Genomic DNA, 11,054 nt, shown 5'->3' with positions numbered 1-11,054 from the left:
GAAGTTCAAAGAACTCAAAATAGAAATTTAAGATAATCATTCAAATAATCAATATAAAAAATGGACGAAAATCAGACTCTTGATCATGACAGAATCATGAAGATTAACATCGAGGAAGAAATGAAGTCATCCTATATCGACTATTCTATGTCGGTGATTGTGGCTCGTGCGCTTCCTGATGTACGCGATGGTTTCAAACCTGTACATCGTCGTATTCTCTACGGTATGTTGGGTATTGGAAACACCAGTGACAAACCATATAAGAAATGTGCACGTGTAGTAGGTGAGGTACTCGGTAAGTATCACCCACACGGAGACTCTTCTGTATATGGTGCCCTTGTTCGTATGGGACAGGAATGGAATATGCGATACACCTTAATAGACGGACAGGGTAATTTCGGTTCTGTTGACGGTGACTCACCTGCTGCCATGCGTTATACAGAGTGCCGCCTCTCTAAAATGGGTGAGCACATCATGGATGACCTGGACAAGGAAACCGTAGATATGATGAACAACTTCGATGACACTCTTCAGGAGCCATCAGTGATGCCAACAAAGATACCGAACCTTCTGGTTAATGGTGGTAATGGTATTGCTGTAGGTATGGCAACAAACATACCGACCCATAACCTGAGCGAGGTGATAGATGGATGCTGTGCCTACATAGACAATCCTGACATCGACACAGAAGGACTCATGAAATACATTCCTGCTCCAGATTTCCCTACAGGTGCTACGATCTATGGTATCCAGGGAGTGAAGGATGCATACGAAACCGGACGTGGACGAATTGTTGTGAGAGCTACAGCTGAAATCGAAAGTGGAGATGCTCACGACAAAATCGTTATCACAGAGATTCCATATGGTGTAAACAAGGAGCAGCTTGTTATGGCTATTGCCGATCTTGCCAAGGAAGGTAGGGTAGATGGCATTGCAAATGTAAACGATGAATCTGGACGCCAGGGTATGCGTATCGTTGTAGATGTAAAGCGCGAAGCCAATGCCAACGTTCTCTTGAACAAGTTGTTCAAACTGACAGCCCTCCAGAGTTCATTCTCTGTCAACTGTATTGCCCTCGTCAAGGGACGTCCTCGTCTGCTTACGCTCAAGGAATGTGTCAAGTACTTTGTGGAGCATCGTCATGACGTGACTATCCGCCGCACACAGTACGAACTGAAGAAAGCACAGGAGCGTGCTCACATCCTGGAAGGCCTTATCATCGCATGCGACAATATCGACGAAGTAGTTCATATCATCCGAGCAAGCAAGACTCCTTCTGACGCACAACGCAATCTGGAGAAGCGCTTCGAACTGGACGAGATTCAGAGTAAGGCTATTGTTGATATGCGCCTGTCTCAGCTGACAGGACTCCGTCTGGAGCAGTTGCATAATGAATTCGACGAATTGATGAAGACCATCGATTATTTGAATCAGATCTTGAACGATCCAGAGCTTTGCAAGAAGGTAATGAAGGACGAACTCAACGAAGTAAAGGATAAGTATGGCGATGCACGCCGCACCATGATCAAACCTGACGACCACGAGTTCAACCCAGAAGATTTCTATCCAAACGACCCAGTGGTAATCACTGTCAGTCATCTCGGTTACATCAAGCGCACACCATTATCTGAGTTCCGTGAGCAGGCAAGAGGTGGAGTAGGTGCCAAAGGTGCCCGCACACGTGATAAGGACTTCACGGAGTTCATCTATCCTGCTACCATGCACCAGACCATGTTGTTCTTCACGAAGAAGGGACGCTGCTACTGGCTCAAGTGTTATGAGATTCCTGAGGGAGACCGTAATTCAAAGGGACGCGCCATCCAGAACCTGCTCAATATTGAGAGCGATGACCAGGTGAACGCATTCCTCCGCTTGAGAGGTTTGAATGATGCAGAATTCATCAACAACCATTATGTGGTATTTGCTACCAAGAATGGTACAGTCAAGAAGACTTGTCTGGAAGCATACTCTCGCCCTCGTGCCAACGGTGTGATCGCTATCAATATCGTAGAGGGAGACGAGGTTGTAGATGTTCGTCTGACCAATGGTCATAACGAGCTGATTCTTGCCAACCGTAATGGACGTGCAGTTCGTTTCGATGAAAACCAGATTCGTACCATGGGACGTACTTCTACAGGTGTTCGCGGTATGCGCCTCGATGAGGGTGACGATGCTTTGATCGGAATGATTGTAGTCAACGACCCAGAGCATGAGACCGTGATGGTTGTGAGTGAGCAGGGCTACGGCAAACGTTCTGATGTTATCGACTATCGCGTAACCAACCGTGGCGGTAAGGGTGTGAAGACGCTCAATATCACGGAAAAGACAGGCAGACTGGTAGCTATCAAGAACGTAACAGACGACAACGATCTGATGATTATCAACCAGAGCGGTATAGTAATCCGACTTGCAGTGGCAGACTGCCGTGTAATGGGACGTGCTACTCAAGGTGTCCGCCTCATCAATCTGACCAAGAAGAACGATGTCATCGCCAGCGTATGCAAGGTGATGAGTTCTGAACTCGAAGCATCAGTAGAGGAGGAGAGTCGTTCTGCCTGGGCTAAGAAGAGCGAGGAAATCGAGAATGACAATGTAGGTGCAAAGACTGCAGAAGAGGCTGCCGAGGCAGAAGCTCATCTCGATAACGAAGCTACAGAGTCTGAGGACAATACTGACACAGGGAACGTAGATTTCGAATAAACGAAAAGACGTGTAAAGAATAAATAATAACAACTTTTAAACTCATTAAGAAAAATGAAAAAGTTAATGATTGCAGCTATGATGGTACTAGGTGCCACATCAGCTTTCGCTGGAGACAGCGATGCACTCAAGGCAGTACTCAAAGCCAAGACTTATGCAGATGCAAAGGCTATGGTAGAGCAAAACCTCGGTTCAATGGCTAATGATGCTGAAAAAGCTAAGGCCTACAACTACCTCGTAGAACTCTCTATGAAGCAGTTCAACGACCAGCAGTCTATCATCCAGATGAACCAGATTACAAAGAAGAACGATCCAGTTGACATGGAGGCTATGAACGAGGGTGCTTACAATGCGCTTGTTGCAGCTCAGGAATGCTACAAATACGATCAGCTTCCTAATGCAAAGGGGAAAATTGCGCCTAAGTATGGCAACAATGCAGAGCGCGTATGGAATGCTCGTATCCAGCTCGTAAGTGCAGGTGATGATGCCCGCACCAAGAACAATACAACTTTGGCTTTGAAATACTGGAACGCATGGTTCAATTCTGAGTCTTCACCTTTGTTCAATAAGATTCCTGCTGAAAAGAAGGCAGAACCTTACAAGGAGCAGGTAGCTTTCTTGGGTGCATGGCTTTCTAAGGAGAACAAGGATATGGCACAGGCTTTGAAATATTGTGATGTAGCCATGAACTCTGACGAGTACAAGAAGCAAGCACTCAACATCAAGCTCGAAGTTTTGAAGGGTGACTTGAAAACTCATGAGGACTCTTTGAAGTACATCAACAATTTGAAGGATCTTTATGCTAACGATGCCAAGAATGAGATTCTTCTCGACAACCTCAACAGCATGTTCGCTTCTATGAGAATGGACAAGGAGCAGTTGGAATTGCTCGACAATGCACTTGCTGCAGATCCTAACAACTTCGTAGCTCTCGCTGACAAGGGTATGTATTACATTGCTAAGAATGATGCAGACAATGCTATCAAGAATCTGAAGAAGGCTTTGGAGATTAAGCCAGAAAATGGTGCTGTCATGGTTTATCTCGGCGCTTGTTTGAACGTTAAGGCTTCTAATCTTCAGGATCCTAACGGACGCAAGGTAGTTTACCAGGAGGCTATCAAGTACCTCGACAAGGCTAAGGAACTCGATCCAGAAAAGAAGCAGTACAACTGGGGTTACAACCGCTACCAGGCTTATTATGGTCTCTATGGTCCTAATGATCCTAAGACCAAGCAGGCTGAGGCTGATAGCCAGAACTAATTAAAATCTATAAATCCTACGATTATAAAATCATCATATAATCGTAGGATGAAAGAATAAATAAAAGACTTCAAAGGAGGCATTATTTTGTCTTCATTGAAGTCTTTTTTCAAATTAACCTAAAACTATCATCATCACAGTTGTCCAGATTAAATTTTGAAATATCCAAAAGATTCTGGCATTTTAGTCATGATTACTGTTTTATTTAGACAATAACGATTTCGTCTATTTATCATAATTTGTAAATCAGGATGATTTCTTATCCATATTATAATAGGTAAACCTTCACAAATTATGGGTTCACCACATTGATAGGATGCCCCTCAATAAAAGCTTTAACATTTGCAGCAACTTGCTTATTCAATCGAGTTCTTGCTTCTAAAGTGGCCCAGGCGATATGAGGAGTAATAAAGGCATTCGGCTCGTTGAAGAGTGGATTGTCCTGAGCTGGCGGTTCCTGTGTCATCACATCTGCGCCATAGGCTCCAAGCTTACCATGATGCAAAGCAGAAGCCACAGCTTCTTCATCAACCAGCGGACCGCGTCCCGTATTAATCAGAATACAGGAAGGTTTCATCTTTTTCAGACTGTCTGTATCGACGAAATGGTAAGTATCATCAGTCAACGGACAATGCAGTGACAAGATATCAGATACAGCTAAAAGTCCATCCTTGCTTACTTTGGTTATCCAATCAGGCAAATCACAGGCATTCTTACTGGTGCAGGCATAAACGTCCATTCCGAAATCACGAGCTATAGTAGCAACTTTCATACCGATATTGCCAAGTCCCATAATTCCCAGGCATTTACCAGACAATTCCATAAGCGGTGTATCCCAATAACAAAAATCCTTATTGTAAGCCCAGCGCTCATTGCGATTTTCGAGCGTGTAATGTTCAACTCTGTTTGTTATTGCCAAAATAAGCGCGAATGTCATTTGTGCAACACTATCAGTACTATATGCAGGAATATTGGTTACGACTACACCATGACGTTTGGCAGCCTCAATATCAACCACATTATAGCCAGTGGCCTGAATACCTATATATTTCAGTTTTGGAAGCTGATCTAAAGTTTCAGAATCAATCTGCACCTTATTAATTAATATAATATCAGCATCTTTAGCACGTTCGATTTTTTCTTCATCTGTTGTACGGGGATAAACAGTAACGTTTCCCAATTGCTCCAAAAGATCCCAATTCAAGTCGCCGGGATTAGAAGCATAACCATCTAAAATTACAATATTCATCATATTCTTCAAATTAATGTTGATTGTTCATAAAATCAATGCAAAAATACACAATTTCAGAGAAACATCAAAGAAAATAAGTAAGAAAATTCAATAAGAAAACAACAAATTATAGATTAAAGAAAAACAGAAATATGAAGGAGAAATACAAAAAAATTCGATAAATAAAACAAAGATAAAACAGGAACTGATCCCTCTCCTACAACATCCTACTACTAAGTTGTAAGCAACATTATGATTAATAAGAAACAGTTTGTATAACAACAAGTAATAAATAAACCCCTACCGATATTTATCCTTATGTCTGGAAATAAAATTCTAAGAAGCAAAACTAATCCCACAATATAACCTATTAAAATCTCTTTCTCATCAATTTAAAAGGAGAACATTTGAAATATCCAAATATTCTCCTTCAAACTATACCAATTATAACAATCGTATTTAAATCAAAAATCTAAATACTTTTAAGATTCGAAAACAATGTCCACATTTTTTTGTATGGACATCTTAAAAAGCTATCCTTATTCGCGTAAACATTCAGAATACTACTCCAAACCAAATAAAGCCTTCAGACCACCATCTACACCAGAGAATCCCATAAAGGCCAAACTGAGTAATGATGCGGTAATAAGCACAATAGCCATTCCCTGCATACCCTTAGGAATACGAACCAAAGCCTGCTGCTCACGGATACCAGCAAAAACAATCAGAGCCAGAGCAAAACCCAAAGCTGTAGAGAATGCATAAACAACACTCTCCAAAAGATTGAAATCTTTCTGGATAACCAAGATGGCTACACCAAGCACTGCACAGTTGGTAGTAATCAATGGAAGGAAAATTCCAAGAGCCTGATAAAGTGCAGGGGAAACTTTCTTGAGGATGATCTCAACCATCTGTACCAAGGCTGCAATCACAAGGATAAATGCCAGAGTCTGGAGATATTGCAATCCGAATGGATCGAGTACATACTTCTGAACACACCAAGTAATGATGGTTGCCAAGGTCAAGACAAAGGCGATGGCTCCACCCATACCGATGGCTGTATCAATCTTCTTCGATACGCCCAAAAAAGGACAGATACCGAGGAACTGCGATAAGACGATATTGTTAACGAATATCGCAGAGATAAATATCAATAAATATTCCATAATTTCTATTTCTTAACCTTATTAAATATTGCTATAATGTATCCCAATGTGAGGAATGCACCAGGAGGCAAGATGAATACCAGAATGTTAGTAGTCTCAGGCAACAAGGCAATGCCAAAGATACTGCCTGCTCCTAAAATCTCACGGGCACAACCAAGAAGCGTCAAGGCAAGGGTGAATCCCAAACCGCAACCTACTCCATCTACCAAACTGGACAGAGGCGAGTTCTTTGCTGCAAAACTCTCTGCACGGCCCAAGATGATACAGTTTACGACAATCAGCGGAATATAGATACCCAAAGCCTGGTTGATGCTATCTGGAGCATAAGCACTCATTACCATCTGAAGGATTGTAACAAAAGCTGCAATCACTACGATAAACACAGGGATGCGAACCATATCCGGAGTAATCTTCTTGATACAAGAAATTACAAAGTTGGTACAAATCAGCACTGCCATAGTAGCCAATCCCATAGAGAGACCATTGATGGCGCTGGTTGTTGTAGCCAAGGTAGGACACATACCGAGAAGCAACACGAAGGTTGGATTCTCCTTGATGAGTCCGTTCATCAAAATCTTAACATTACTCATATCGGCTTATCCTTTCTTTTCATTTTGTTCAACTTTTGCTGCATCACCCTCGCCTTCTGCATGCTTGGTAGCACCACTCTCGCCATCTACCTGCTTACCAGAATAAACCTTGTAAGCCTGGTTAATGGCCTTAAGGAAAGCACGGCTGGTGATGGTAGAAGCTGTAATCGCATCTACAGCATTGCCACTCTTATCATCCTTACTTACGTGAAGGTCGCCATCCTTTGGAGTCATACCAATGACACTACCCTTTCCGTCCTTCTGGAACCATGTGGCAGCTTTAGCTCCCAAACCAGGAGTCTCAGAAGCCTGAAGAATGGTATAACCTAAGATCTTACCTTCGGTATCGAAACCAACAAGTACCTTCACATCGCCACCGAAACCACCGGTTATACTCTCTACGGCAGCACCCAACTGCTTGCCACTCTTGTCTGAACAATTATGAAGTACAAAAGTAAACTCCTTACCTCCAAACTCCTGCTTCACCTCTTGCGGTTCTGCTACCTGAAGTTGATCAGTACCCATCACGTTCTTGATACCAGCAGCAAGACTCTGTTCTGCCTTTTCAGCAATAGGACCAGAAGTAAGATGATTGATATAAGCAAGAACGGCACCTACGATGAGCGCTACGCCCACCAGAACAAGCACCATGTTCTTTAATGATGATTCTAATTTCTGCATGTCTCAGTCCTCCTTATTTCTTAGCAGGCTTCTCACCGAAGCGCTTTGGTTTAACATATGTGTTAATAAGAGGTGTGAACGCATTCATGATCAGAATGGCGAACGACATACCTTCTGGATAGCTACCCCAGTTGCGGATAATGATGGTCAGAAGACCGATACAAACTCCATAAATGAGCATACCCTTGTGAGTCATTGGAGAGGTAACATAATCAGTTGCCATAAAGATGGCACCGAGCATCAAACCTCCACTTAATATGACAGCAAATGGATTGGCATAAACAGGGTTAGCCAAGTGCATCAGACCGCTAAATACAAATACGGTAGCGATGATGCTGACAGGAATATGCCAGGTGATAACCTTCTTCCAAAGCATGTAAGCCAAACCAAGCAAGAGAGCGACAGCACAAACTTCACCAGTAGTACCAGCTCCAAACGTATCGCCAGTTGCTCCGAAAAGCAAACTCAAAGAATCAGGCAACTGATTCAGAAGAGAAGCATCACCAGTCTTGATGGCAGTCTTCATAATCGCCAATGGTGTTGCACCTGTTGTAGCATCAGTATAGCTGAGCATCTGTCCAGCTACTGGCCATGAAGTCATCTGGGCAGGGAAACTGACGAGCAGGAAGCAACGACCTACCAACGCAGGGTTGAAAGGATTGTTACCCAAACCGCCGAAAGTCATCTTACCTACACCGATAGCAAACAAGGCACCGATAATAATGATCCAAAGAGGAAGGTTACTTGGCAAGTTCATGCCGAGCAGAAGACCGGTGATAATAGCAGAACCATCAAGCAAACTGGTCTCCTCCTTTAGGAGATATTTTGTAATTGCCCACTCAAAGAAAACGCAGGCTGCCACTGAGGTAAGCAGTACAACTGCTGAACCCAAGCCAAAGAAATAGATAGAGGCGAGAATAGCAGGCACGAGAGCGATAATCACACCGTACATATTCTTCTCCACGCTCTCATTTCCATGGGCATGTGGCGATAATGAAACGATTAATTTTCCCATTTTATCTTTTAAATTCTTTCGTTAATGAATTTTCTTTAGATTCTTTTCTCAAGGAAATTCCTTCTTGATGCAAATGAAATTTCTTCTTGACGTGAATGATTACTTCTTAGCGCTACGAGCTCTGATGATACCCATCACAGCAGCCTTACCATTGATGATATTATCAAGGATAGGACGATGAGAAGGACAAGTAAACTGGCAAGAACCGCAAGCGATACAAGAAGTTACCTCCTCTGCCTCCAGGCGCTCATAATCCTTCACTACGCTCAATGTAGCAAGTAAGTATGGCTCCAATCCCATAGGACAAGCATCCACACACTTGGCACAACGGATACATGGCTGAGCTTTCTTGCGATGAGCATCAGCATCACTCAATACGGTGATTGAGTTAGTACCCTTGGTTACAGGTACATCGAGGCTAATCACGGCCTTACCCATCATCGGACCACCAGCCAACACCTTATTATCACCCTCTGGCAAACCGCCACAGTTTTCAATCATCTGAGAGAATGGAGTTCCCATACGTACGAGGAAATTTCCTGGATTCTTCACCTGCTTACCAGTAACGGTGGTATAGCGTTCGAAGAGAGGTTTATTCTTCATAACTGCCTGATAAACAGCAAAGGCAGTACCTACATTCTGAACTATTGCTCCAACATTGACAGGGATTGCAGGAGGAGCAGGAACCTGACGACGGATAACTGCATCCACCAACTGTTTCTCACCACCTTGAGGATACTTCTTTGCGAGTGGTACTATCTCGATACGAGAATCGCCAGCAGTCTTCTCTTCAAAGAGTTTGATAGCAGCAGGCTTGTTATCTTCGATACCAATGTAACCCTTCTCCACTTTAGCAGCCTTCATCAGGAGATTAAGACCTACGAGAATCTCATCAGCATGCTCCATCATCAGACGATAGTCGGCTGTAATATAAGGCTCACACTCAACGCCATTGATAATCACACATTCAGCCTTAGCTCCTGGAGGCGGACAAAGTTTGATGAAAGTAGGGAAACCAGCACCACCCATACCAGTAACACCAGCCACCTTGATGCGATTGACAATCTCCTCTGAAGTCAATTCTGCGTGAGCTTCCAAAGTCTCAAGTTTGTCTGAGCGGTCAATACTCTCCTCCCATTCATCACCTTCTACATTAATAATAATACAAGGCTTACGATAACCTGTAGCATCAATAGACGTATCAACCTTGAATACAGTTCCTGATACAGAGCTGTAAATAGGAGCACTCACGAAACCACCAGCCTCTGCGATGAGAGTACCTACTTTCACCTTGTCACCCTTAGCAACAACTGGTTTAGCAGGAGCACCAATGTGCTGTCCAAGTGGGAAAATAGCCTGCTTAGGGAGAGGAGCTACCTGAGTAGCCATCTCGGCAGTAATTTTATTCTCTTCTGGGTGAACTCCACCAATTCTAAATGTTCTCAAATTCATGATTTAGTCCTCCTTCTTTACTTCTGAAGTCTCTGCCTGAGGAGCTGCAACTGGAGCATCTGCTTTAGGAGCTGCAACTGGAGCATCTGCCTGAGGAGTAACATCAGCAGCTGGCTTTGCCTTCTTAATTGGGAAATTTACTTTCACGAGTGCACCTGTAGGGCATTCGTCAACACACTTTGTACACATGCGGCACTTGTTGAAGTCAACATAAGCCACGTTGTTTTCGATTGTGATAGCATCGAACTTGCAGACTTTCTGACACTTACCGCATCCGATACAAGCAACACTACAAGCTTTCTTTGCTACAGCACCCTTGTCGTGATTTACGCACTGAACGTAAACACGGCGTCCCTTAGGACCCTTCTTGCGGAGTTCGATGATGTGACGTGGACAAGCCTTAGCACAAGCGCCGCAACCCGTACATTTTTCTTCATCAACCTCAGGAAGGCCTGTTTTTGGATTGATAGCAATCGCACCAAACTGGCAAGCAGCAACACAATCACCACAACCCAGACAACCGAATCCGCAGCCAGTCTCACCAGCACCACAGGAATTCATAGCTGCACAAGTGTGCAAACCATCATACTCGGCGATGCGAGGACGATTCTCGCAAGAGCCATTACAACGCACTACAGCCACCTTCGCCTCAGTGTTAGCCACTGCGATACCCAAAAGGTCAGCCACTTTGCCCATCACGTCAGCTCCACCTACAGGACACATCAATCCTTCGATAGAACCGGCATCAGCACCCTTGACAAGGGCAGCAGCCATGCCAGAACAACCGGCAAAACCACAACCACCACAATTAGCACCTGGCAGGATTTCTCCCACCTGTCCAAGTCTCGGGTCTTCTTCGACGGCAAATTTCTTGGATACTCCAAAAAGAACCAATGCAGCAACAAGCGCAATGGAACCAAGGACCAAGATTGCAATCACGATAAAATTCATAATTATAA

Annotated in this window: 9 protein-coding genes; 2 read left to right on the top strand and 7 right to left on the bottom strand. The window is 43.7% G+C overall.

What is annotated here, in order from left to right:
* Positions 1-60: 60 nt before the first annotated feature.
* Together gyrA and EXN75_RS03090 are read left to right on the top strand one after the other, a co-directional pair.
* On the top strand, positions 61-2,700 hold the full coding sequence (gyrA, locus tag EXN75_RS03095) for a DNA gyrase subunit A (RefSeq protein ID WP_134842734.1): 2,640 nt from the start codon (positions 61-63) through the stop codon (positions 2,698-2,700).
* Positions 2,701-2,754: 54 nt separating this feature from the next.
* Positions 2,755-3,960, top strand: coding sequence for a hypothetical protein (locus tag EXN75_RS03090; RefSeq protein ID WP_134842733.1), 1,206 nt, complete (start codon positions 2,755-2,757; stop codon positions 3,958-3,960).
* Between the two features lie 292 nt (positions 3,961-4,252).
* Here EXN75_RS03090 and EXN75_RS03085 read toward each other — a convergent pair whose 3' ends face one another.
* From EXN75_RS03085 to EXN75_RS03055, 7 genes are all read right to left on the bottom strand, one after another.
* Positions 4,253-5,209, bottom strand: coding sequence for a D-2-hydroxyacid dehydrogenase (locus EXN75_RS03085; RefSeq protein ID WP_134842764.1), 957 nt, complete (start codon positions 5,207-5,209; stop codon positions 4,253-4,255).
* Between the two features lie 545 nt (positions 5,210-5,754).
* On the bottom strand, positions 5,755-6,357 hold the full coding sequence (rsxA, locus tag EXN75_RS03080; protein ID WP_022111520.1) for an electron transport complex subunit RsxA: 603 nt from the start codon (positions 6,355-6,357) through the stop codon (positions 5,755-5,757).
* A 5-nt stretch (positions 6,358-6,362) separates the two neighbouring features.
* The gene (gene rsxE, locus EXN75_RS03075; protein WP_022111521.1) at positions 6,363-6,947 is read right to left on the bottom strand and encodes an electron transport complex subunit RsxE; all 585 of its coding nucleotides are present in this window, start codon (positions 6,945-6,947) and stop codon (positions 6,363-6,365) included.
* Between the two features lie 6 nt (positions 6,948-6,953).
* Positions 6,954-7,628 carry an RnfABCDGE type electron transport complex subunit G gene (locus EXN75_RS03070; RefSeq protein ID WP_134842732.1) on the bottom strand — a complete coding sequence of 225 codons (675 nt, stop codon included), beginning with the start codon at positions 7,626-7,628 and terminating at the stop codon, positions 6,954-6,956.
* Between the two features lie 13 nt (positions 7,629-7,641).
* Positions 7,642-8,643, bottom strand: a complete 1,002-nt coding sequence (locus EXN75_RS03065) for an RnfABCDGE type electron transport complex subunit D (protein ID WP_134842731.1) — start codon at positions 8,641-8,643, stop codon at positions 7,642-7,644.
* Positions 8,644-8,742: 99 nt separating this feature from the next.
* Positions 8,743-10,095: an electron transport complex subunit RsxC gene (gene rsxC / locus EXN75_RS03060; RefSeq protein WP_134842730.1), complete on the bottom strand. Its 1,353-nt coding sequence runs from the start codon at positions 10,093-10,095 to the stop codon at positions 8,743-8,745.
* Between the two features lie 3 nt (positions 10,096-10,098).
* Positions 10,099-11,046 (bottom strand): Fe-S cluster domain-containing protein, encoded by a 948-nt coding sequence (locus EXN75_RS03055; RefSeq protein WP_134842729.1) that lies wholly within the window; start codon positions 11,044-11,046, stop codon positions 10,099-10,101.
* Positions 11,047-11,054: the final 8 nt, after the last annotated feature.

The organism is Segatella hominis (genome assembly GCF_004535825.1).
GTDB classification, from domain to species: domain Bacteria; phylum Bacteroidota; class Bacteroidia; order Bacteroidales; family Bacteroidaceae; genus Prevotella; species Prevotella hominis.
The sequence above is the reverse complement of the archived record's forward strand: the minus strand, read 5'-3'. Positions and strand labels throughout refer to the sequence as shown.